This is a genomic window from Janthinobacterium sp. TB1-E2 (assembly GCF_036885605.1).
Classification (GTDB): domain Bacteria; phylum Pseudomonadota; class Gammaproteobacteria; order Burkholderiales; family Burkholderiaceae_D; genus Janthinobacterium; species Janthinobacterium aestuarii.
The window spans coordinates 1,308,101-1,329,682 of record NZ_CP142523.1; the positions used below are offsets into that span (position 1 = coordinate 1,308,101).

Below are 21,582 nucleotides of genomic sequence, written 5' to 3' on the forward strand. Positions count from 1 at the left end.
TTTTATATTTAACCGCAGTTTTCAATCTCCAGTTCTCCTACCAATATGAGGCCTGGCGCTTGGAAACCGCATCTGATAGGAGCACATCATGGAGTTCGATATGGTCGATAACACAGCTTTAGGTACCGTCATCAAGGTCGTCGGCGTCGGCGGTGCGGGTGGCAATGCAGTCCAACACATGATCAACAAAGGCATGTCGGGCGTGGAATTCATTGCCGCCAACACCGACGCACAGGCCCTGTCGACATCGAAGGCCCACAACATCATCCAGATCGGCGATACCGGTCTGGGCGCAGGCATGAAGCCTGCCGTCGGCCGCCAGCTGGCCGAAGAGTCGCGCACGCGCATCGCCGATTCGCTGCGCGGCGCGCACATGGTCTTCATCGCCGCCGGCATGGGCGGCGGCACCGGTACGGGCGCCGCCCCCATAGTGGCCGAAGTGGCCAAGGAATTGGGCGCGCTGACGGTGGCCGTGGTCTCCAAGCCATTCTCGTACGAAGGCCAGAAGTGCATGGACATTGCCGACGAAGGCCTGGAGCAGCTGTCCCTGCACGTCGATTCGCTGATCATCATCCTCAATGAAAAACTGGAAGAGATCTACGAAGACGAAAGCATGCTGGAATGGATGCAGCACGCCGATGATGTGCTCAACAACGCGGTGGCCGGCATTGCCGAGATCATCAACGTGCCTGGCCATATCAACGTCGACTTCAACGACGTGAAAACCATCATGGGCGAGCAGGGCAAGGCCATGATGGGTACGGCGACGGCTTCCGGCGTCGACCGCGCGCGCATCGCCGCCGAACAGGCTGTCGCTTCGCCGCTGCTCGATGGCATCGATCTGTCCGGCGCGCGCGGCGTGCTGGTCAACGTCACGGCCAGCCGTGGCTTGAAAGGTAAAGAGATCAAGGAAGTCATGGCTGCCGTGCGCGCGTTTGCCGCGCCGGACGCGTCGATCGCGCAAGGTATCGCCTACGACGACGCCATGGGCGACGACATCCGCGTGACCGTGGTGGCCACGGGCCTGGGCCGCGCGAAGAAAAACATCCAGCTGGTACCGCAGCAAGTGCTGCGCACCGGTACCCACAACAGCCCGCTGACCCCGTCGGCTGCCATGGGTAGCGCGCAAGCGGCGACGACGACGGTGGGCGTGGCCACGCCGGCCGCCGGTTTCGACGGCATGAAGGCGCCTGCAGTATGGCGCCGCGAATCGGCTTCCGAGCAAGTGCGCGCGATGGAAAAGAATGGCATGGAGACGTACGACATTCCTGCTTTCCTGCGCAAGCAAGCGGATTAAGGTGATCTGATGTCAGTAAAGATGACGGCGGCCTGAGGGCCGCCGTTTTTTTTCCGGCTTTTGACTTTTGACTTTGCCTTTCCGGCCATTTTCTGCACAAATACGGCAAGTCAGGCATACTATCGCGCAGTGTCGGCATCATGCCGGCAGAACCCTCAACCGACAGTACACAAGGAGTCAACATGACCATCAAGATCGGCGACACCCTGCCAGAAGGCACCCTGGCCGAATTCATCGAAAGCGAAACCGAAGGTTGCGCATTGGGCCCGAACACGTTCAACGTGCAAGACCTGGTCAAGGGCAAGAAGATCGCCATCTTCGGCCTGCCAGGCGCCTACACCCCGACCTGCTCCGCACAGCACGTGCCAGGCTACGTGCAGCACGCTGCCGACCTGAAAGCCAAGGGCGTCGATGAAATCTGGTGCATCTCCGTCAACGATGCGTTCGTGATGGGCGCTTGGGGCCGCGACCAGAAAGCCACCGGCGTCGTGCGCATGATGGCTGACGGCAATGCCGCTTACAGCAAGGCACTGGGCCTGGACGCCGATTTCTCCAAGCACGGCATGGGCACGCGCTCGCAGCGCTACTCGATGCTGGTCGACAATGGCGTCGTGACGCAATTGAACGTCGAGCAAGGCGGCAAGTTTGAAGTGTCGAATGCCGAGACGCTGCTGGGCCAGCTGAAATAATCGTGGCGTAGGTTGGATTAGGCGCAAAGCGCCGTAATCCGACAATATTGTTGACGCCTTCGTGGTGTTGTCGGATTACGCGCTACGCGCTAATCCGACCTACGATGTAAAAAAACGGCGCCATGTTGGCGCCGTTTTTTTATTGCACCACCGGTTTTGTCGCCTCGAACATGGCCGCGTCGATATCGAAGGAATAATCGTCCTGCAGCGCGAAATACTGGCGCGCTTCCTCGGGCGCGCCATCGAACAGGTTGCGGATGGCTGCCACTCTTTCGCTTGGTGTGCGCATGCGCGCCACCCATTCGTCGAACTGCATCGTCAGTTTCCACACGCTGCGCAAGCTGTGCGTGAATCCCGCGTTGTTGAATTTGGCGCCCCATTCGCAGGTGCGGTAGTCGCGCACGTGGGAAGCATCGCGCAGCATTTCCACCGCCTGCAAGGTGCTGTCGTACAGGGCTGTCTTGGGCGCGACGATGTCGACCACCAGCAAGGTGCCGTTCGGACGCAGCACGCGCCACGCTTCCGCGAGGGCCGCAGCCACGTCGTTCCAGTGGTGCGCGGAAAAGCGCGTGACGACCATGTCGAAGCTGGCGTCGGCAAACGGCAGGCGCGCCACGTCGCCCTGTTGCGTGCTGATGTTGTGCAAGCCGCGCTGCACCTTCGCGTGGTCGACGACGTCGAGCATGGGCTGCGCCAGGTCGTAGGCGACCACCGATTGCGCCACGGGGGCGACGGCAAAGCTGGCGTGGCCGGCGCCGCAGCCCAGGTCCAGGACGACGGGCTTGCCGTGGCGGCGCGCGCATTCCTGCATCAGCACCAGGTCGGCGCCTTGCGCGTGGACGGCGCTGCTCAGGTAGGCGTTGGCCGTCTTGCCAAACTGTTCGGTAACGACATCGTGCTGCTGCATGGTTTTCTCCTGGTGATGGGTGAGTTCCTGCAGAATAGGGATAAAATTATCCTGTAACAAGACCATAACTTATACTGGTATATTCACTACCATGCTTCCATCTCATGTCGAACAAACTTGCTGAATTCATCCGCGCCAGGCGCGAAGCCGTCACCCCCGTCATGGCTGGCTTGCCCGGCGGCGGGCGGCGGCGCACGCCGGGCTTGCGGCGCGAAGAGTTGGCGCAGCTGTGCGACGTCAGTCCCACGTGGCTGACGTGGCTGGAGCAGGGGCGGCCCGTGTCGGCGTCGGCCAAGATGCTGGCCCGCCTGGCGCAGGTGCTGCAGCTGAGCGCGGCCGAGCGCGCCTATCTGTTCGAGGTGGCCGACAAGCATGACCCCAGCCACGCGACAGGCGAGGGCGGTGGGCCTGCCAGAGCCGAACTGGCCGCCATCGTGTCCGCCATTGACGCGCCCGCCTACATCCTCGACCGCGCATGGAACGCCGTGGCGTGGAACGGCGCGGCGTCCACCTTGTTTGCGGGCTGGCTGCAGGCCGGGGACGGCGCACCGAACCAGTTGCGCTTCATGTTCCTGGAGCCTGGAGCGCGCGACCTGGTCGTCGGCTGGCCCGAGCGGGCACAGCGGCTGGTGGCGGAGTTCCGCGCCGATATCGGCCGGCAGGCGGACCAGGCGCCGCTGGCCGGCCTGATCGCGGAACTGGCCGGCGCCAGCCTGGAATTCCGGCTGTGGTGGAGTGCGCAGCAAGTACTGGGGCGCGATGGCGGCTTGCGCAGCTTCCAGCATCCGCTGCAGGGTGCGCTCAGTTTCAATCAGGTGACCTTGCACCTGGCGCGCCAGCATGAACTGAAGCTGGTGATGCTGTTGCCTGTGTCGTAGACGTCACTCGCGTGCTTGCCAGGTCCCGGCGTGCTCGTGCCGCTCTGCACCTGCAATGCGCGCTTGCATGGCTGCTGTCATGTGGACATTGCGCTGGGCGTCAACCATCAGCACTTCTTTCAGGTCGAGTTTTTCCGCCAGCGCTTGCCAGTCTCGGGGGCCGGTGATGAACAGCGGTTTGGAGTGGCCGTCCGAGCGCAGGCCAGGGGCGCGGCCGCCGCTGGCGATGATGGTGACCGAAGCGACCAGATCGATCGGGTAGCCGCTGCGCGGGTCGATGATGTGCGGGCGGCGCTTGCCGTCCTTCATGAAGTAGCGTTCATAGTCACCGCTGGTGCCGATCGCTTCGTTGTCGCGCAAAGCGATCTGCGCAACTGTCCCGGCGCCACGCGGATCACGGATGCCGACCTGCCACGGTCGTTCACCGGGCTGGCCTATGGCGATGACGTTGCCACCGATGTTGACCAGCGCCGCCTTGACGTGCGCTTCGCGCAGCAGCGCGGCGGCGCGGTCGAGCGCGTAACCTTTGGCGTAGCCGCCGAGGTCGATCATGACGGCAGGGTTGACGCTGCTGATGATGTTGCCGTTGTAGCGCAGGTCGGACAGCGATGGCCGCGCGTCGACCCAGCGCTTGATCTCGGCGGCCGGCGGTCCCTGCGCGCCGATGTCGTTTTTCTGGAAGCCCCACAGCCTGATCAGATGCCCAATGGTGGGGTTGAACAGCAGGCCGGAACGCACTGACAGCTTCTCGGCCGATTTTAGCAGGCCGACCATTTCAGCGTCGGCGCGCATTGGCTCGCCTTTGGCGATGCTGTCGTTGAGGGCGGTGAGCATGCTTGGCTCCCACGCGTGGAATTTACGGTGCAGGCGATCGAATTCTCTCAATACCTCGGCGCCAAGCAGATCGGCGCGCTGCTGCGAACCACCGTAGATGGTGATGTCGACCGTGGTGCCGAACACGTGGCCCCGGGTTTTGTAGAGGCGTTCCTCGCCGGAACAAGCAGTCAGGAACAGCAGTAGCGCCAGCAGCGTGCGGGTAAACATGGAATGTCTCCGGGTGTGGCCGCCGCGCGCAGGCGGCGGCCAGCAGTCTTAATTGCTCTTGGCGACCATGTAGTCGACCAGTGCTTTCACTTCATCATCCTTCAGGCCTGGATTGCCGCCGCGTGGCGGCATCATTTTCACGCCGTTGATGGCGCTCAGGTACAGCGCCGGCTTGCCTTTGGCGATACGCGGTTTCCATCCCGCCTTGTCGCCAACCTTGGGCGCGCCCATGATGCCGCTGCCGTGGCAGGCCAGGCAGGTGGTGGAGTAGGTTTTCTCAACCTTGGCGGCGTCCGGCGCGGCGGCGGCGCTGGTGGCAGAGGTGATGGCTGCCAGCATTGCTGCCAGTGCAAGTAGTTTCTTCATGGTCTGTCTCTTTTCAAAAGTAAGTCGGCAAATGCCGGGGTAAAAACGGACCGGCGTTTTCCGCCGAACGGCAATGCCGGCCCAGGCGGTGGTGTTTCAATGCGCCATGGCGTGCGTCGGCATGGCGCCGCTGGCTTCGTTCAGCAGGGCCGGCGTGATCTGCTTGAAGCGCAGCACGCGGCCGCCTTCCTTGCGAACAAACGCTTCCGCGTCCACCTGCCGGCTGAACGAGGCGATGGCCGGGCCCATCGAGCCCTGCGCCTTGCTGCCTAATACATAGAGCGCGTCGTGTGCCCCGATCCAGTGGCCGTGCGGCTGTTGCCAGTTGGCGCTGCCCATGTCCTGCACGTAGAAGGCGCTGGTGGCGCGACGCTGTTCCGGCGCCAGCATTTCACCGAGCAGTTCTTTTACGTCACAGAAGTAGCTGGTCTTGCCGTCGGCGAAGCGAACCTGCGCTTTCGGCCCAGGGAAGTCGCGCAGCAGCATGCCGTCCAGCGCACATGCGGCTTCGTCGGACGGATCAATGGCTGGCAGGTTGGTGGCGCTGTACGTGCAGGCGGCCAGCGCAAGGGTGGCCAGTGCGGCCAGCGCGCTCCTGCGCAGGTGGAAAATAGTCATGAAAATCTCCTGAGTGCGATAGAAAACGGTAAAAAAATCCAGGCTATCATCACGCCCGACAGCAGCGCCGGGTGGGTCCAGCCTTGCGGCATCACGGTGGCCAGGCCATACATGGCTTGCGCCTGGTCCGAGCTGAACACGTTCAGCAGGCGAAATACGTCGGCCGGGTTCAGCATCAGCATGGCGGCGAACAGGCCGCTACCGAGCTGGCCCTGGCTGAGCACCATCACCCCCATCAGCAGCAGGTCGAACACCAGCACGAACAGGAACCACAGCGCCAGTGCAATGCCGCTGGCGCGGACGCGGTCGCGGGTGCTGACCGATACCAGCATGGCAATGCTGAGGAAGGCCAGTCCCATCAGCACGGCGCTGGCGACGAATTGGGCGTAGCGCCAGCCCTCGGCCACAGTCAGTTGCGAGAACAGCGGCAGCAGGCCGGCGCCAAAGCCGATCGCGGTGGCGCTGGTGAGCGCCGCCGCCAGGCCGAGATATTTACCGAGCAGCACTTCCAGCGGCGTCACCGGCATCGACAGCAGCAGTTCCAGCGCGCCGCGCTCACGCTCGCCGACAATTGCGTCATAGCCGAGTATCAAGGCGATCAGCGGCACCAGATAGATCACCAGGCTGGACAGGCTGGCGATAGTGGCGTCGATGCCGTGGAAACCAACCTGTCCCTGCTGGGCTGCGCCGAAGTAGGCGATGGCCAGCGCGAAGAAGGCAAACACCAGCGCCACGGCCAGCACCCAGCGGTTGCGCAGCCGCTCACGCCATTCTTTTGCGGCCAGCACGCCGACCTGGCGCCATTCAATGCGTGCGCGCATGGGTGCCTCCGTAGCCGAGAAATACTTGTTCCAATGTCGATTCCTGAATCGCGATGTCGTCGGCGCAAGCGGCCAGCTGGCGCAGCACCGCCATCTTGTCGGCCCTGGCGCAGCGCACGTGCAGCTGTTCGCCATGCACCTCCAGCGCCAGCTCCAGCGGCAACGCGGCCAGCGCCGCGCGCACGCCCGCCTGCAGCGCAGGCGCAATCGTGGCGGTAATGGTCAGCATCCGGGGCGCATGGGTACCCGTCCGCAGCTGCCTCAGCGTGCCTTGCGCGGCCACCGTGCCGCTCTGCATGATGAGCAGCTGGTCGACCCTGTGCTCGATCTCTGCCAGGATGTGTGAGGTGATGACGATGGTGGCGCCGCGGTCCTGCGCGGTGCGCAAGATGGCGTAAAAGTCGGCGATGCCTTGCGGGTCCAATCCGTTGGTCGGCTCATCGAGGAAGATCAGGTCCGGCTCGCCCAGCAGAGCCTGCGCCAGGCCGAGCCGCTGGCGCATGCCCTTGGAGTACCCCTGTACCGGCCGCGCGGCGGCATGCGTCAGGCCCACCAGGTCGAGCAACGGTGCGCAAGCAGCGCGCGCAATGTGCTTCAAGTCCGCAAAAAAGTACAGTACTTCCTGGCCACTCAGGTTATCGTAGGTGAGAAAACTTTCCGGCAGATAGCCGACGCGCCGGCGCGTCTGGCGAAAGGCAGGTTCGGCCGCGTTCTGGCCCAGTACGTGCAGCGTGCCGGCGCAGGGTGTGATCAGACCGAGCATCAGCTTGAATAGCGTGCTCTTGCCGGCGCCATTGTGGCCGATCAGGCCGAACATGGCGCCATGGGCGATGTCAAAGCTGACGTCCTGCAGCACTGTGAGCGCGCCGTAGCGATGCCGGATGCCGCGCAGGCTGACGGCGGCTTCAGTTGTATTCGATGCGGGGAGCGATGTCATTCCATTTCTTCCAATTCTGTGAGAGCGGGCGCATGCGCGGATGGCGGTCGACTACGCTTGGCGCGCGCAGCAGCGGAAACTGACGCGCGGCAAAGCGCAGCGTCTGCAGCGCGGGGCTGGCGCCGAGCAGCTTGAGCAGCGGGTATTGCCAGTTCAGACGGTCAACCAGGTCGTTCGCTTCATACGCCACGTCACCCTGGCCGTCGCCGTTCTGGTCCCAGCCGTTGTAATTGCTCCAGTAGTTGCCTTCCTGTTTGCCCCATTCGACATCGCGCGCGGCAACAAAGCGCACCTGCTCCTGGTTGCCGATGAAGTCGTTGCCATCGACTTGGTTGTTCGACGAGCCGGCCGACAGGTGCACGCCGGTGCGGTTATTGATGATCAGGTTGTGGCGCAGCGTGTTGTACTCGGCGTCATAGATGAAAAAACCACGGTCGTTGCCGGCCACCACGTTGTCTTCGATCAGCGAGTCCTGGATGGTGCGCAGCATGATGCCGTGATCGGTATTGCCCCACGCGATATTGCGGCGCACGGTCAGGCTGCGCACCTCCATCAGCGCCAGCCCGGCCCGGCTCAGATATACCTCGTTGTCTTCCCAGGTACTGTGGTGGGTGTTCATGTAGTGCGTGCCGTAGCGGACATGATGGATGCGGTTGTGGCGAAATTGCGCGTCGCGCGAGACGTCGACATAGATGCCGTCGCGCGTGCCGCTGATTTCGTTGCCGGTGACGCGCGCTCCGCGCGTGTCGTACACCTGGATGCCATTGCCGCGCTGCGCCGACTGCAGGTCGCGCCGGCCGGTGATGGTGTTGTTCAGCAAGCGCGCATCGTCAACGCCTTGCAGCCAGATGCCGAACAGGTTGGCGACCAGTCGACAGTTGTTGATCTGTACGCGATGCGCGCCAGGTACGATATAAATGCCGGCGTTCTGCGCAGTGAGGTCCGCGCCGCTGTCGATCACGACCAGGCCGATCAGGGTGACGTCGGGGGCGGTGATGCGGATGGTGTCGCCGTGCCCTCGGCCGCTGATGGTGGGATGGCTGCGCCCTTGCAGCGTCAGCGCCTTGTCGACCAGCACGTGTTCGTTATACCTGCCGGGTGCGATCAGCAGTGTGTCGCCTTTCTGCGCACTGGCGATGGCCGCATTGATCGACGTGCCCGGCGCCACTTCCAGCACGGCGGCGGCCAGGCCAGGCCCATAGCCGGCCAATATGACTGCCAGCACCAGCGCGCGCATCAGCGCCAGCAGGGTGGAAGGCGCCAGCCTCATGCGTCTTCCTTGCCTTGCGACGGCAGCGTTGAGCGCAAGCTGTCGAGCGTAAGGAAGTAGCCGTCGGCGCCGATACGCGTCAGCGCTTCGCCCTTGGCAGCTCGCCGCTTGCGCTCTTTCACCAGGGGTGGACAGGCGTGATCGTCGTAGTACATCACCATGCAGTCCAGGCACAGCATGCATTCCATCTGATCGATTTTGCCTTGGCTGTCGATGGCGTGCGAGCCGCAACCGGCGGCGCAGGCGTGGCAGCTGGTGCATTCTGCCTTGCGCTTCAGACCGAACAGACGGAACTTGCCGGGCAGCGCCAGGCCCGCGCCCATCGGGCACAGGTATTTGCAGTAGGGGCGCTCGCTGAACAGCGACAGGCCCAGAATGGCGCCGATAAAGAGCCAGAATGGCCAGCTGCGGTTCCATACGCCGACCAGGAAAGTGGTCTTGAAGGGTTCGATTTCGGCCAGATGTTCGGCCGTCTCCATTGAGAACAGGGATACGCCGATCAGGCCGAAGAAGATGACGTACTTCAGCCAGCGCAGCTTGTCGTGCAGTGGTTTTGGCAGCAGTTTCTGCCAGCGTTTCAGGCCGATGGCGGAACCGAGTTTCAGCATCAGGTGCTGCAGCGAGCCGAATGGACATAACCAGCCGCAGAACAGGCCGCGTCCCCAGATCAGCACCGTGATGATGATGAACCACCAGAACAGGAAGATGAAGGGATCGGACAGGAACAGCTCCCAGCGCCATTGATGGATCAGCGAATGGAGCCAGGTCATGATCTGCGTGATGCTGGGCTGCGCCTTCAGGTAGAAACCGATGAAGCCGGCGCTGATGATCCACAGCACCAGCCGCGGCCAGCTGATCAAAGGCTTGTGCTTGCGCGTCGATGCACGCACCAGCCGGTCGCGTCGTGCGTACCAGATGGCGGTAAACAACAGGGTGGCGACGAAGAAGCCGATTTGCGCAATCCGGTCCAGCCAGATGTTTTGCCACGCCGGGCGCGCCGTCACCACTTTCGGATGGCCGCCTTCCAGATAGCGGGCCGGCAGCCAGTATGTCTGGTCGTAGTGGGTGAAGGTCTTGGCGCCCTTGGCGTCCAACTGATTGACCAGCAGCGTCAGCGTCCAAGGCCACGCCGGATTGAAGTGTTTCGAGCGGACGATGAAGATGCCCGATTCGCGGTATTGGGGCACATCGCCGGGCTGCAGGTGATACAGATTGAGATAGTCGGTATCGCGGAAGGTGTAGGTTTCAGGATCTTGCCGCACCTGGATGCGGTCGTAGATGCCGCCGCGCACAAAGCCCGAGCCCTTGAACGAGGTCTGGCCGCTGGCGATGACGAAGATCGCATGCTCGTCCGGCTTGAGGTCGCGCATCAGGCGCTGGTAGTTGTCCTCGCCCAGCAGGCTGTTGCCCAGCGTCGGCGTGTTGAGGTAGCCGAAGTAGAGATCGATGTAGTCGCCGCGTGCGCTGTCGGCGCCGACTTCGCGCGCGGTGATCGTCAGGCGGCCGACCGAGCCCTCGTCGGCCAGCTTGCCCCAGTTGAGGCGCTCGTCGAGCGGCGTGAAGCGGGCTGGCGGCCGCGCCGCCGCAGTGAAGATGCCGACCTGGCGGCCGATCTCATAGGCGCTGCGGGAAATTACCTGGTTCTCGGCGATGGCCGTCACGGTGGCGCCGCTGATCGCGTCCAATCCCACGCTGCCATCGCCGCCACGGCCAATTTCCAGCCTGGCGTCACCGCGCAGGCCGACATATTGTCCGATGAACTTGAGCAGCGCCGATTCCGGTATGCCGGCCAGCAGGATCGGTTCGGAATGCTTGATCACGCGCACGCCGGTAATGATGCCTGCGGTGTCCATGCCGATCAGTGTAATGACCGGCTTGCCGGAATAGGCGGGAATGTCCACCACGTCGGTTGACAGGAAAACGTAGCCAACGAGCTTGCCGCCGGTGTCCAGCGCTTGCACATAGCGTGGAGAACCCATGCGCTGCGAGAAGCGCTGCGCTTGCGGCATCACGTCGCGGCAGGCGGCATGCGCGCACAGGTCGGCGCCGTGCAACAGTTCGGAGGAAAGTTCAGCGTCGTAGATGTTGGCGGCGGCGATGGGCGGTGCCAGCATAGCCAGTAACATCAAGCACGACGCCAGCGAATTGAACAAGGTTTTTAAAGTAGTCGTCATGAGAATATGCCATGCCGGCTGACGCATCAGCCGGCATGGACTTGCGGGACAACTCAGGCTTCAACCAGGAAACGGCTACGCATTTCCAGATGCAGGGCGTGGCAGAAGTGCGTGCAATACAACCAGAACGCACCGGCGTGATCGGCCTTGAAAGTGACCGACTTGGTTTCCTGCGGATTGACGATAAAGTTGATGTTGTAGGTCGGGATGGCGCAACCGTGGGTTAAATCTTCGACCTTGTCGTAGTTGGTCAGGGTGAGCGTGACTTCATCGCCTTTTTTGACCTTGATGACCGGCATGCTGAACGCCGGCGCTTGCGACATCAGACGCACATGCACCTTGTTGCCCTTGCGCTCGATGCCGGCGTTTTCCGGCGTGACGGCATTCGGGAAGTCGGTCATGGTGTGGATCTGGCGCGTCTTGACCACGTCGCGGCGCACGATAATGCCATCGTGCGGTTCCGGGTAGGCAGTGTGATCGGCTATCAGCTTCATGCTGGCGCCGCTGATGTCCACCAACTGTTCGGTTTCAGGATGCAGCGGGCCGACTGGCAGGAAGCGGTCCTTGGAGAACTTGTTGCCGGAGTTGAGGTATTTGCCGTCAGCTTCCCTGGTTTCACCCATCGATGAGTAGTTATGGCCCGGCTGGTAGTGCACGTCCAGCTTCTCGATGATGACCTTGGCGTTTTTGTCGCCCTTGAACTGGGCAATGGCTGCATCCACATTCCATTTGACGGCTTGGCTGTCGAGGAACAGCGAGGTATAGGCGTTGCCCCTGCCGTCGAAGGCGGTGTGCAGCGGGCCGAGGCCGATTTCCGGTTCGGCCACCACGGTGTCGCGCGGATCCTTGACGTTACCGTCGAACCACTGCAGCACCTTGCTCAATTCAATCACGGTGGCGGTCGGCGACAGCTTGCCGGAGCAGACGAAGTATTTTCCGTCCGGGCTGGCGTTGACGCCATGCGGGTTCTTGCTGACCGGGACGTACAGCGAGATCGCGCTTTTCGGATCTGCGTTGGCAGCCTTGCGGCCATCGACCACGGGGACCTTGGAACTGCCGATGGTGGTGAACTTGCCTGCCTTGACCAAGGCCTCGACGCGTTCGATATGCAGGAACACGCAGGCATCGCGCTCGGCCGCCATCATGCCGTTCAGGTCGGCGGCGTTTTCCACGTTGTACTGGTTGCAGGCGGCCAGCTTGCCGTCGTACGAGGTGGCGCACAGATCCATATTGCCGTCAACGCGCACCTGCCACATCACTTCCATGGTCTCTGCGCTGACGCAGCTGAACAACGCACCCCACTTGTCCGGATTGTCCAGGTCGCGGCCGTCGTTCGGCAGCGGGATATGGAATTCGGCGCCGCAGAACACGCGGGTGGTGTAGTCAATCTTCTGGTCGACCGGATCGCGCTTGTCAGGGAACAGGCCGTGGAAGCCGGCCACATTCGGCAGTTCGGTGATCTTGTCGCATTCCATGGTGTCCATGCGGATGCGCGCCACGCGTGAATGCAGCTTGTCGTTGATGAACAGCCAGCGGCCGTCATACGTGCCGTTCTTGTAGCTGCCGTGGACGTGGTGGGTGTCGCCGGTGATGTATTTCAGCGTGCCGTCGGGCTTGGTGCCGATGATGGCTTTCGATTCATTGGTAATACCCCAGCCGACCATGCAATCGACGTTGAACACCGGGATGCGCTTGAGCGTGCGTCCGGAAGGCAGGCCGAGCACCCGCGCTTCGCCCGAATGGCCGGAACTGATGAAAGCATAGTAGTCGTCCAGCTGGCCTGGCGCGATCTCGGTGCCGTGATGTGCGGCCGGTGCGGCAGCGCTCTTGCCACCGGCGGCAGCTTCCTCCTTGCAGCCGGCCAGGCCCAACGTGACGCCTGCCAGGCCCAGTGCGGCGCTCTTGCCGAGAAAGCCGCGGCGGCTCGACGGCGTGTCGTTGGTGGTATCTATCTTCTTGCTGTCCATCTCTCGTTCTCCATCGTTGCAAAATTATAAACAAGCATTTTACATGCATCTTTTAAAAAAACGATGACGTGGATCAAGCATTTCAGGCAGCGCCGCCGCGATTGCGGCAGTACTTGATCCAGGCACTGTTTTCGTCGTCGCCCCTGATGAGCTGGCCGGCTTGCTATAATCAATCCCGGCAGCGCCTCCGCTGTGCTGGCTCCGGACGTCGCCATAATGACGTTCCCAGTGGTCCGTCCCGGACCGGTCGTCAAGGAGCTTTCCCTGTCTTCTCGTCAAGAAAATCTGCACAGCATCTATGCGATGCTGATTGCGGTCGCCATGTTCTCGTGCATGGATACCGCCATGAAGCTGCTGTCTGCCCATTATCCCGCCACGCAGGTCACGGCGATGCGCTCGCTCAGTTCGTTGCCACTGCTGTGCGGCTACATGCTGTACCGCGGTGCGTTCAAGGGCATCTTCCGCATACGCTGGCCAATGCACCTGTTGCGCGCCGCACTCGGCATCGCCATGCTGACCACCTTTGCCTTCGGGCTGAAGTCGCTGTCGCTGGCCGAGGCATATTCGATCTTCTTCATCGCGCCGGCTTTGATCACGGCGCTGTCGGTGTGGGTGCTGAAGGAGCACGTGGGCCGCGGGCAGTGGGTGGCGATTGGCGTCGGCCTGCTGGGCGTGCTGGTGGTGCTGCGCCCCGAAGGCACCGGCTTCCTGTCGCTGGGCGGGCTGGCGATTCTGGTGGCAGCTGCCTGCTACGCCGTGTCGGCCATCAGCGCGCGCGTGCTGGCGCGCACCGACAGCACCGAGGCGATGATGTTCTGGCTGCTGACGCTGATGTCGATTGGCGCAGTAACGCTGGCGTGGAATATCTGGGTGCCTGTGCGTGCCGAACACGGCTCGATCTTGATGGTGCTGGCGCTGTCAGGCTTCTTCGGGCAGTTGGCGATCACCAAGGCCTTCAGCACCGGCAAGGCGTCAATCGTGGCGCCGTTCGAGTACACGGCGCTGGCCTGGGGCGTGGCGATAGACTGGCTGCTGTGGCAGGCGCTGCCGGATCGCTATACCTTGCTTGGCGCGGCGATCATTATCGCCAGCGGCATCTACCTGGTGCGGCGCGAGGCCGTGCATGTGGAAAGTGAGCATCCCTAGCATTTCTTTGCCGGTCAGCATTCCACGCCGCAACTGGATATAATCGTGCCATGTTAAAACAACGCACCATCAAACAACAGGTCCGCACCATCGGTGTCGGTTTGCATTCCGGCACCAAGGTCGAGCTGATCCTGCGTCCTGCCGCGATCGACACGGGCATCGTGTTTCGCCGCATCGACCTCGACCCCATCGTCGAGTTTCCCGCCAGCGCCATGGCCGTGGGCGACACGCGCATGGCTTCCGTGCTGATCAAGGATGGCGCCAGGGTGTCCACCGTGGAACATCTGATGTCGGCGGCGGCGGGCCTGGGGATCGACAATATGTATATCGACGTGAATGCGGAAGAAATTCCCATCATGGATGGTTCCGCCTCGTCCTTCGTCTACCTGCTGCAGCAAGCGGGCGTGGAAGAGCAGCAGGCGGCGAAGAAATTCATCAAGGTCATCAAGCCCGTGGAAGTTCGCCATGGCAAGGGTGACGCGGAGAAATGGGCGCGACTGTCGCCGTATGACGGCTTCAAGCTCGATTTCTTCATCGAATTCAACCATCCGGCCGTCGATGGCACGATGCAGCGCGCCTCCGTCGATTTTGGCGACGTGTCGTATGTGCACGACGTGGCGCGCGCGCGCACCTTCGGCTTCATGCAGGACGTGGAAAGCTTGCGCGGCATGGGCCTGGCGCGTGGCGGTTCGCTGGAAAACGCCATCGTCATGGACGAGTACCGCATCCTCAACGCGGACGGCTTGCGCTATGAAGACGAGTTCGTGCGCCACAAGATCCTCGACGCCATCGGCGACCTGTACCTGGTGGGCCACCCCTTGCTCGCCTACTACACGGCGCACAAGTCGGGCCACGCGCTGAACAACCAGCTGCTGCTGGCGCTGCTGGAGCAGCCCGATGCGTATGAAATCGTCTCGTTCGACACGAACGAGGCGGCGCCGCAATCCTACCTGCGCCAGATGGAGCGCGAGTGGTCGCTGACGTAGGTCGGATTAGCGGGGCGACGCCCCGCGTAATCCGACAACCATGTTGGCACTGATCGTGGTGTTGTCGGATTATGGCCCGAAGGGCCTAATCCGACCTACGCGATATGCGTTAATTTAGCGCCGTTATTCTCAGTCCCGCGGTTCCCGGTGGTGGCGCACCATGTTGCGCAGCGCCGCGATCAATTGCTCGTTCTGCTTCGACGCGGGCAGGGCCGTGCTCAGCTCTTCCAGGGCCGACATGGCTTTTTCCGGCAAGACCAGCGCCCGCGTATGCACGATGGGCGCGATGCTCTTGATGACTTGCACTTTCAGCTTGATGCCTGAAATCTGCCAGCCCTTTCTTTCCAGTTCCCCTTGCAACTTCGGCAATTGCTGCTTGAGCTTGGCCGCCAGCGCCGCGTTCGGTGTGGCCAGCACCAGTTGGCCGCCCTCGAATTGCAGGATGTCGCAGTGTTCGAACATGGCCGGCAAGGCCTTGGCGCAATCTTTTTGCAAGGCGGCCAGGCGCGTGACGGTGGGCATCAATGAGGCCATCGTCGCGTTGCCGCGCAGAAAATCGGTTGCGCCCGTGACGGCCGGGCCTGAACGGGCAAAGCCGTAGCCGCGGCGCGGCGCCGGAGAATAAGTGGGAGTTCGCATGGCCGAAACATAGCACACTCGCCCGCGCATGACGAGTGCTGCCGCGGGTGCGGCGCAGGCGGGCTGGCCGTATTGCCTTACAGTATGGAAAATGTCCGCAATTTCTGCCATTTGTTTGTCATTAAGCTATTGTTATATGGCGCATTACCCCAACCATGTCGGGAACGCATGATAAAATCATCGTCTTTTGCCATAGTCGAACTCCGTGCGGTGACGCGATACCTACCTCGTTGTTCCCTACCGAGCTTTTTTTAACGGCGTTTTTTCAAGAATTCAAGCATGTCATTACTGACCCAGATTTTCGGTAGCCGCAACCAGCGGCTGCTCAAGCAATACCAAAAAACGGTACGCGAGATCAATGCGCTCGAGCCGGCCATCGAAAAGCTGTCGGATGCCGAGCTGCAAGCGAAGACGCCTGCCTTCAAGGAACGTATCGCCGCTGGCGAATCGCTCGATGCCTTGTTGCCGGAAGCATTTGCCGTCTGCCGCGAGGCCAGCAAGCGCGTCCTGCGCATGCGCCATTTCGATGTGCAGATGATCGGCGGCATGGTCTTGCATTTCGGTAAGATCGCGGAGATGGGCACGGGCGAGGGCAAGACCCTGATGGCAACCTTGCCAGCCTACCTGAATGCCCTGTCGGGCAAGGGCGTGCATATCGTCACCGTCAATGATTACCTGGCGCAGCGCGATGCCGAGACCATGGGCCGCCTGTATGCATGGCTGGGCCTGTCGACTGGCGTGAACATGTCGCAGATGGAGCACAGCGCCAAGCAGCAGGCGTACAACTCCGACATCACGTATGGCACCAACAATGAATTCGGTTTCGACTTCTTGCGCGACAATATGGTCTACGAAGCGCGCGAACGCGTGCAGCGCAGCCTGAACTTCGGCATCGTCGATGAAGTCGACTCGATCCTGATCGATGAGGCGCGTACGCCGCTGATCATTTCGGGCCAGGCCGAGAACCATACGGACCTGTATCACAAGATCAATGAAGTGCCTGCGCGCCTGACCCTGCAGATCGGCGAAGAAACGCCGGACGGCAAGGGCAAGGTTGAAGTACCGGGCGACTACACCAAGGATGAAAAAGCGCACCAGGTGCTGCTGACGGAAGCGGGCCACGAAAAGGCCGAAGGCATCCTGATGGAAATGGGCCTGCTGCCGGAAGGCGCGTCGCTGTACGATTCGGCCAACATCACCCTCGTGCACCACCTGTATGCGGCCCTGCGCGCGCATGCGCTGTACTTCAAGGATCAGCACTATGTGGTGCAGAACAATGAAGTGGTGATCGTCGATGAATTCACGGGCCGTCTGATGACGGGCCGCCGCTGGTCCGATGGCTTGCACCAGGCCGTCGAAGCGAAAGAAGGCGTCAAGATCCAGAACGAGAACCAGACCCTGGCCTCGATCACCTTCCAGAACTACTTCCGCATGTACGCCAAGCTGGCCGGCATGACCGGTACGGCCGATACCGAAGCGTACGAATTCCAGGAAATCTACGGCCTGGAAACGGTCGTGATCCCGCAAAACCGTCCGCTGCAGCGCAAGGACCGCCAGGATCAGGTCTACAAATCGTCGGCGGAAAAATACAACGCGATGTTGAACGACATCCGCGACTGCTACGAGCGCGGCCAGCCCGTGCTGGTCGGTACGACCTCGATCGAAAACTCGGAACTGCTGTCGGGCATCCTGACCAAGGCCGGTTTGCCGCACAACGTGCTGAACGCGAAGCAGCATGCGCGCGAAGCGGAAATCATCGCCCAGGCAGGCCGTCCGAAAGCCATCACCATCGCCACCAACATGGCCGGTCGCGGTACGGACATCGTGTTGGGCGGTAACGTCGAGAACCAGATCAAATTCATCGAAGCCAATGCTGAACTGAGCGACGCCGACAAGGCAGCGCAGTCGCAGACCTTGCGCGACGAATGGCAATCCCTGCACGACCACGTGGTCAATGCGGGCGGCTTGCACATCATCGGCACCGAACGCCACGAATCGCGCCGCGTCGACAATCAGCTGCGTGGCCGTGCCGGCCGCCAGGGCGATCCCGGTTCGTCGCGCTTCTATTTGTCGCTCGACGACGCGCTGCTGCGCATCTTCGCCGGCGACCGCGTGCGCGCCGTGATGGACCGTTTGAAAATGCCGGAAGGCGAACCGATCGAGGCAGGCATCGTCTCGCGTTCGATCGAATCGGCCCAGCGCAAGGTCGAAGCGCGCAACTTCGACATCCGCAAGCAATTGCTGGAATACGATGACGTCGCCAACGACCAGCGTAAAGTCATCTACCAGCAGCGCAACGAGCTGCTGGAAACGACCGATATTTCCGAGATGATCGGCTCGTTGCGCCACGGCGTGTTTACCGACCTGGTACACGAGTACGTGCCGCACGAATCGGTGGAAGAGCAGTGGGATATCAAGGGCCTGGAAAACACCCTGGCCAGCGAATGGCAACTCGACTTGCCGCTGCAGCAATTGCTGGAAGCCGATTCGACCCTGACGGACGACGAGATCCTGGAAAAAGTGCTGGCTGCGGCCGATGCCGTGTACCAGTCGAAGATCGACATCGTCGGCAAGGAATCGTTTGGCGGCTTCGAGCGCAATGTCATGCTGCAAAGCGTGGACAGCCACTGGCGCGAACACCTGGCGGCACTCGATCACCTGCGCCAGGGTATTCACCTGCGCGGCTATGCGCAGAAGAACCCGAAACAGGAATACAAGCGCGAAGCGTTTGAACTGTTTGGCCAGATGCTCGACATGATCAAGAACGACGTCACGAAACACGTGATGACGGTACGTATCCAGTCGCGCGAAGAAGTCGATGCGGCCGAACAGGCGATGCAGCAGTCGCACGTGGAAAACGTGCACTACCAGCACGCCGAATTCGACCCGAATGCGGCGCCGGAAGAACTGCTGGCACCTGCGGCCGGCGGCAACATGGACAACGTCGACGACATGAGCGTGAGCATGGGCGTCAAAGTGGGCCGTAACGACCCATGCCCTTGCGGCAGCGGTAAAAAATACAAAGCTTGCCACGGCAAGCTGGCATAAGGCGGTTTGACAGCCTGAACAAAAAACGGAGACCGCGGTCTCCGTTTTTTTATGCCTTTTCAATTTGCGGGCGCGCATGTGTGGGCACGCATGTTCACCAGCGCCGCGAAGGCGCTACAATAGCGCTTCCATTTTCCCTCGCAGAAGAACTCACCATGGCCGTCAATTCTCCCAAGCCCGTCGCCGCCGACTTGAAAGCCGTCGCCGGCATTGAAATCGGTGTTGCCGAAGCCGGCATCAAGAAACCCAACCGCAAGGATTTGCTGGTATTGAAACTGGCGCCGACGGCCACCGTGGCCGGCGTGTTCACCCTGAACCGCTTCTGCGCCGCGCCCGTGCAAATTTCGAAAGCCAACCTGGCCGCAGTGACGGCCGGCGCCGCGCCGATCCGCGCGCTGCTGGTCAACACGGGCAACGCGAATGCGGGCACGGGCGAATCGGGCCTGGCCGACGCGCAGGCCAGCTGCGCCGCGCTGGCCGAGCTGCTGGGCTGCACGCCGCAGCAGATTTTGCCGTTTTCCACCGGCGTGATCCTGGAACCCTTGCCCGTGCAGCGCCTCGTCGCCGGCTTGCCGCAAGCCGTGGCCGCGCTGACCTCGGACAACTGGTTCTCGGCCGCCGAAGCCATCATGACCACCGACACGCAGCCGAAAGCCGGTTCGCGCACGGTCACCATCGGTGGCCACGCGGTGACCCTGACGGGCATCAGCAAGGGCGCCGGCATGATCAAGCCGAACATGGCCACCATGCTCGGTTTCCTCGCGTTCGACGCCACCGTGGCGCAACCGGTGCTGGACCAGCTGGTGAAACAGGCGGCCGATAAATCGTTCAACTGCATCACCATCGACGGCGACACGTCCACCAATGACTCGTTCATGCTGGTCGCCACGGGCGCCGGCAGCCTGGTCATCGATTCCATCGACTCGCCGCACTATGCGGCACTGGCCGCCGCCGTCACCGAGCTGTCGACCTTTCTGGCACAAGCCATTGTGCGCGATGGCGAAGGCGCGACCAAGTTCATGACCGTGACCGTGGAAGACGGCCGCAACGTGGAAGAGTGCCGCAAGATCGCCTATTCCATCGCCCATTCGCCGCTGGTGAAAACGGCCTTCTTCGCGTCCGACCCGAACCTGGGCCGCATCCTGGCCGCCATCGGCTATGCGGGTGTGGACGATCTGGACGTGGGCCAGCTGAACCTGTACCTGGACGATGTATGGGTGGCCAAGAATGGCGGCCGCAACCCTGACTATCAGGAACAGGATGGCCAGCGCGTGATGCAGCAAAGCGAAATCACCATCCGCGTCAAGCTGGCGCGCGGCGATGCCACGGCCACCCTGTGGACGTGCGACCTGTCGCATGACTACGTGTCGATCAACGCCGACTACCGCTCATGACCGGCCTCGATCAATTCCTGATCCGTGCCGAGCGGGTACTGGCGCGCCTCGAGTCGATCTTGCCGCCGGCCTTGCCGGCAACCGACTGGAACAGCTTTGCTTTCCGCTGGCGCCGGCGCCAGGGCGCGCTGCCTTATTTGCAGGCCGTGGTCCACGTGTCGAACATCGCGTTGGACGACTTGCACAATATCGGCACGCAAAAAGCGCAGATCGAGCAGAACACGCGCCAGTTCGTCGCTAAGCGTCCGGCCAACAACGTGCTGCTGACGGGCGCGCGCGGCACGGGCAAGTCGTCGCTGATCAAGGCTTGTTTGAACCAGTTCGCCGACCAAGGCCTGCGCCTGATCGAAGTCGACAAGGCGGACCTGGTCGACTTGCCCGACATTGTCGACCTGGTGGCGGCGCGCCCCGAGCGCTTTATCATCTTTTGCGACGACCTGTCGTTCGAAGAGGGCGAAAGCGGCTACAAGGCGCTGAAAGTGGCGCTCGACGGCAGCATCGCCGCGCAATCGGACAATGTGCTGATATACGCCACCTCGAACCGCCGTCACCTGATGCCGGAACGGATGTCCGACAACACGAGCTACAAGACGGACGACGATGGCGATCTGCATCCGGGCGAGACGGTGGAAGAGAAAATCTCGCTGTCCGAACGCTTCGGCCTGTGGCTGTCGTTCTATCCGTTCAAGCAGGATGATTACCTCGATATCGCGGCGCACTGGCTCGCCTCGTTCGGCTGCACGCCGGAGCAGATCGCGGCAGCGCGCGGCGACGCCTTGCGCTGGGCCTTGCAGCGCGGTTCCCGGTCGGGCCGGGTGGCGTGGCAATTTGCGCGCGATTATGCGGGGAAACTTCCTGCGGGAAAGTTGCCGCAATGAGCGAAGTGAAAATCAAACCGGTCGACGTCGCCGTCGGCATCCTGATGAAGCCGAATGGCGACGTGCTGCTGGGCCAGCGTCCGGCCGGCAAGCCGTATGACGGCTATTGGGAATTTCCTGGCGGTAAAGTCGAGCCTGGCGAAGCCATTTTTGATGCCTTGAAACGTGAGTTTGTCGAGGAACTGGGCTTGCATATCGACAGTGCCGAAGCCTGGTGCGGCGTCGAATATGTGTATCCGCACGCCCATGTGCGCCTGCATTTCTATATCAGCCGCGAATGGCGGGGCGAGCCGCAAAGCCTGGAAGGACAGGCGTTCGCCTGGCAGGGCACGGTCGGCGTGGAACCCTTGCTGCCGGCCACCATTCCCCTGCTGGAATGGTTAAATGAGGTACGCCGGGAATCGCTGGCACCTGCTTAATCCTTACTTGTGCCAGCGGGCAGCAGCATGCTGCGTGCTGGCGCAAGCTTTCCTGTGACTCTCCTTGTATAGTCGGCGCTTTGCGCTACAGTGCTTTCATCAAG

Annotated in this window: 19 protein-coding genes; 9 read left to right on the plus strand and 10 right to left on the minus strand. The window is 62.0% G+C overall.

From position 1 onward, the window contains the following. Positions 1-88: 88 nt before the first annotated feature. Together ftsZ and OPV09_RS05980 are read left to right on the plus strand one after the other, a co-directional pair. Positions 89-1,297 (plus strand): cell division protein FtsZ, encoded by a 1,209-nt coding sequence (gene ftsZ / locus OPV09_RS05975; RefSeq protein ID WP_034748865.1) that lies wholly within the window; start codon positions 89-91, stop codon positions 1,295-1,297. A 182-nt stretch (positions 1,298-1,479) separates the two neighbouring features. Beyond that, a complete protein-coding gene (locus OPV09_RS05980; protein ID WP_070305663.1) occupies positions 1,480-1,986 on the plus strand; it encodes a peroxiredoxin in 507 nt (168 codons plus the stop codon). A gap of 139 nt (positions 1,987-2,125) precedes the next feature. On the opposite strand, the gene OPV09_RS05985 is transcribed toward OPV09_RS05980, so the two are convergent. Next, complete coding sequence (locus OPV09_RS05985) at positions 2,126-2,893, minus strand: class I SAM-dependent methyltransferase (protein WP_338680869.1); 768 nt, start codon at positions 2,891-2,893, stop codon at positions 2,126-2,128. 104 nt (positions 2,894-2,997) lie between these two features. Here OPV09_RS05985 and OPV09_RS05990 point away from each other — a divergent pair, with 104 nt between their 5' ends. Continuing rightward, complete coding sequence (locus OPV09_RS05990; protein ID WP_338680870.1) at positions 2,998-3,771, plus strand: helix-turn-helix transcriptional regulator; 774 nt, start codon at positions 2,998-3,000, stop codon at positions 3,769-3,771. A gap of 3 nt (positions 3,772-3,774) precedes the next feature. Here OPV09_RS05990 and OPV09_RS05995 read toward each other — a convergent pair whose 3' ends face one another. The 8 genes from OPV09_RS05995 to nosZ form a co-directional block, all read right to left on the minus strand. Beyond that, a complete protein-coding gene (locus OPV09_RS05995; RefSeq protein ID WP_338680871.1) occupies positions 3,775-4,815 on the minus strand; it encodes an FAD:protein FMN transferase in 1,041 nt (346 codons plus the stop codon). A gap of 48 nt (positions 4,816-4,863) precedes the next feature. Further along, complete coding sequence (locus OPV09_RS06000; protein ID WP_034748852.1) at positions 4,864-5,181, minus strand: c-type cytochrome; 318 nt, start codon at positions 5,179-5,181, stop codon at positions 4,864-4,866. Positions 5,182-5,277: 96 nt separating this feature from the next. Further along, complete coding sequence (locus OPV09_RS06005; protein ID WP_338680872.1) at positions 5,278-5,799, minus strand: nitrous oxide reductase accessory protein NosL; 522 nt, start codon at positions 5,797-5,799, stop codon at positions 5,278-5,280. Further along, complete coding sequence (locus tag OPV09_RS06010) at positions 5,796-6,620, minus strand: ABC transporter permease (RefSeq protein ID WP_338680873.1); 825 nt, start codon at positions 6,618-6,620, stop codon at positions 5,796-5,798. The genes OPV09_RS06005 and OPV09_RS06010 overlap by 4 nt, the downstream gene beginning before the upstream one ends. Then, positions 6,604-7,557, minus strand: a complete 954-nt coding sequence (locus OPV09_RS06015; protein WP_338680874.1) for an ABC transporter ATP-binding protein — start codon at positions 7,555-7,557, stop codon at positions 6,604-6,606. Before OPV09_RS06015 ends, OPV09_RS06010 begins: the two co-directional genes overlap by 17 nt. Beyond that, positions 7,526-8,794: a nitrous oxide reductase family maturation protein NosD gene (locus tag OPV09_RS06020; RefSeq protein ID WP_072457004.1), complete on the minus strand. Its 1,269-nt coding sequence runs from the start codon at positions 8,792-8,794 to the stop codon at positions 7,526-7,528. Before OPV09_RS06020 ends, OPV09_RS06015 begins: the two co-directional genes overlap by 32 nt. A gap of 29 nt (positions 8,795-8,823) precedes the next feature. Next, the gene (locus OPV09_RS06025; RefSeq protein WP_257620597.1) at positions 8,824-11,001 is read right to left on the minus strand and encodes a NosR/NirI family protein; all 2,178 of its coding nucleotides are present in this window, start codon (positions 10,999-11,001) and stop codon (positions 8,824-8,826) included. Positions 11,002-11,054: 53 nt separating this feature from the next. After that, positions 11,055-12,968, minus strand: a complete 1,914-nt coding sequence (gene nosZ, locus OPV09_RS06030; RefSeq protein WP_034748840.1) for a TAT-dependent nitrous-oxide reductase — start codon at positions 12,966-12,968, stop codon at positions 11,055-11,057. A gap of 303 nt (positions 12,969-13,271) precedes the next feature. On the opposite strand from nosZ, the gene OPV09_RS06035 reads away from it, so the two are divergent. Together OPV09_RS06035 and lpxC are read left to right on the plus strand one after the other, a co-directional pair. Further along, the gene (locus OPV09_RS06035; protein WP_034748837.1) at positions 13,272-14,114 is read left to right on the plus strand and encodes a DMT family transporter; all 843 of its coding nucleotides are present in this window, start codon (positions 13,272-13,274) and stop codon (positions 14,112-14,114) included. A 50-nt stretch (positions 14,115-14,164) separates the two neighbouring features. After that, complete coding sequence (lpxC, locus tag OPV09_RS06040) at positions 14,165-15,100, plus strand: UDP-3-O-acyl-N-acetylglucosamine deacetylase (RefSeq protein ID WP_072456936.1); 936 nt, start codon at positions 14,165-14,167, stop codon at positions 15,098-15,100. 129 nt (positions 15,101-15,229) lie between these two features. Here the strand turns inward: lpxC and OPV09_RS06045 are convergent, their stop codons facing one another. Further along, the gene (locus tag OPV09_RS06045; protein WP_338680875.1) at positions 15,230-15,739 is read right to left on the minus strand and encodes a DciA family protein; all 510 of its coding nucleotides are present in this window, start codon (positions 15,737-15,739) and stop codon (positions 15,230-15,232) included. Between the two features lie 279 nt (positions 15,740-16,018). Between OPV09_RS06045 and secA the strand changes: the two genes are divergently transcribed. The 4 genes from secA (at position 16,019) to OPV09_RS06065 (ending at position 21,478) form a co-directional block, all read left to right on the plus strand. Beyond that, entirely contained in the window at positions 16,019-18,787 is a 2,769-nt protein-coding gene (gene secA / locus OPV09_RS06050; RefSeq protein ID WP_338680876.1) for a preprotein translocase subunit SecA, read from the plus strand. 155 nt (positions 18,788-18,942) lie between these two features. Further along, entirely contained in the window at positions 18,943-20,181 is a 1,239-nt protein-coding gene (argJ, locus tag OPV09_RS06055; RefSeq protein WP_034748831.1) for a bifunctional glutamate N-acetyltransferase/amino-acid acetyltransferase ArgJ, read from the plus strand. Then, on the plus strand, positions 20,178-21,059 hold the full coding sequence (locus OPV09_RS06060) for an ATP-binding protein (RefSeq protein WP_338680877.1): 882 nt from the start codon (positions 20,178-20,180) through the stop codon (positions 21,057-21,059). The genes argJ and OPV09_RS06060 overlap by 4 nt, the downstream gene beginning before the upstream one ends. Beyond that, a complete protein-coding gene (locus tag OPV09_RS06065) occupies positions 21,056-21,478 on the plus strand; it encodes an NUDIX domain-containing protein (RefSeq protein ID WP_070305645.1) in 423 nt (140 codons plus the stop codon). Before OPV09_RS06060 ends, OPV09_RS06065 begins: the two co-directional genes overlap by 4 nt. Positions 21,479-21,582 lie beyond the last annotated feature (104 nt).

Coding starts and splice junctions, on each gene's coding strand:
- OPV09_RS06010 (WP_338680873.1), bottom strand. CDS start 6,620: ATGCGCGCACGCATTGAATGGCGCCAGGTCGGCGTGCTGGCCGCAAAA.
- OPV09_RS05995 (WP_338680871.1), bottom strand. CDS start 4,815: ATGTTTACCCGCACGCTGCTGGCGCTACTGCTGTTCCTGACTGCTTGT.
- argJ (WP_034748831.1), top strand. CDS start 18,943: ATGGCCGTCAATTCTCCCAAGCCCGTCGCCGCCGACTTGAAAGCCGTC.
- OPV09_RS06065 (WP_070305645.1), top strand. CDS start 21,056: ATGAGCGAAGTGAAAATCAAACCGGTCGACGTCGCCGTCGGCATCCTG.
- lpxC (WP_072456936.1), top strand. CDS start 14,165: ATGTTAAAACAACGCACCATCAAACAACAGGTCCGCACCATCGGTGTC.
- OPV09_RS05990 (WP_338680870.1), top strand. CDS start 2,998: ATGTCGAACAAACTTGCTGAATTCATCCGCGCCAGGCGCGAAGCCGTC.
- OPV09_RS06015 (WP_338680874.1), bottom strand. CDS start 7,557: ATGACATCGCTCCCCGCATCGAATACAACTGAAGCCGCCGTCAGCCTG.
- OPV09_RS06005 (WP_338680872.1), bottom strand. CDS start 5,799: ATGACTATTTTCCACCTGCGCAGGAGCGCGCTGGCCGCACTGGCCACC.
- ftsZ (WP_034748865.1), top strand. CDS start 89: ATGGAGTTCGATATGGTCGATAACACAGCTTTAGGTACCGTCATCAAG.
- OPV09_RS06025 (WP_257620597.1), bottom strand. CDS start 11,001: ATGACGACTACTTTAAAAACCTTGTTCAATTCGCTGGCGTCGTGCTTG.
- OPV09_RS06020 (WP_072457004.1), bottom strand. CDS start 8,794: ATGCGCGCGCTGGTGCTGGCAGTCATATTGGCCGGCTATGGGCCTGGC.
- OPV09_RS05985 (WP_338680869.1), bottom strand. CDS start 2,893: ATGCAGCAGCACGATGTCGTTACCGAACAGTTTGGCAAGACGGCCAAC.
- OPV09_RS06060 (WP_338680877.1), top strand. CDS start 20,178: ATGACCGGCCTCGATCAATTCCTGATCCGTGCCGAGCGGGTACTGGCG.
- nosZ (WP_034748840.1), bottom strand. CDS start 12,968: ATGGACAGCAAGAAGATAGATACCACCAACGACACGCCGTCGAGCCGC.
- secA (WP_338680876.1), top strand. CDS start 16,019: ATGTCATTACTGACCCAGATTTTCGGTAGCCGCAACCAGCGGCTGCTC.
- OPV09_RS06035 (WP_034748837.1), top strand. CDS start 13,272: ATGCTGATTGCGGTCGCCATGTTCTCGTGCATGGATACCGCCATGAAG.
- OPV09_RS05980 (WP_070305663.1), top strand. CDS start 1,480: ATGACCATCAAGATCGGCGACACCCTGCCAGAAGGCACCCTGGCCGAA.
- OPV09_RS06000 (WP_034748852.1), bottom strand. CDS start 5,181: ATGAAGAAACTACTTGCACTGGCAGCAATGCTGGCAGCCATCACCTCT.
- OPV09_RS06045 (WP_338680875.1), bottom strand. CDS start 15,739: ATGCGAACTCCCACTTATTCTCCGGCGCCGCGCCGCGGCTACGGCTTT.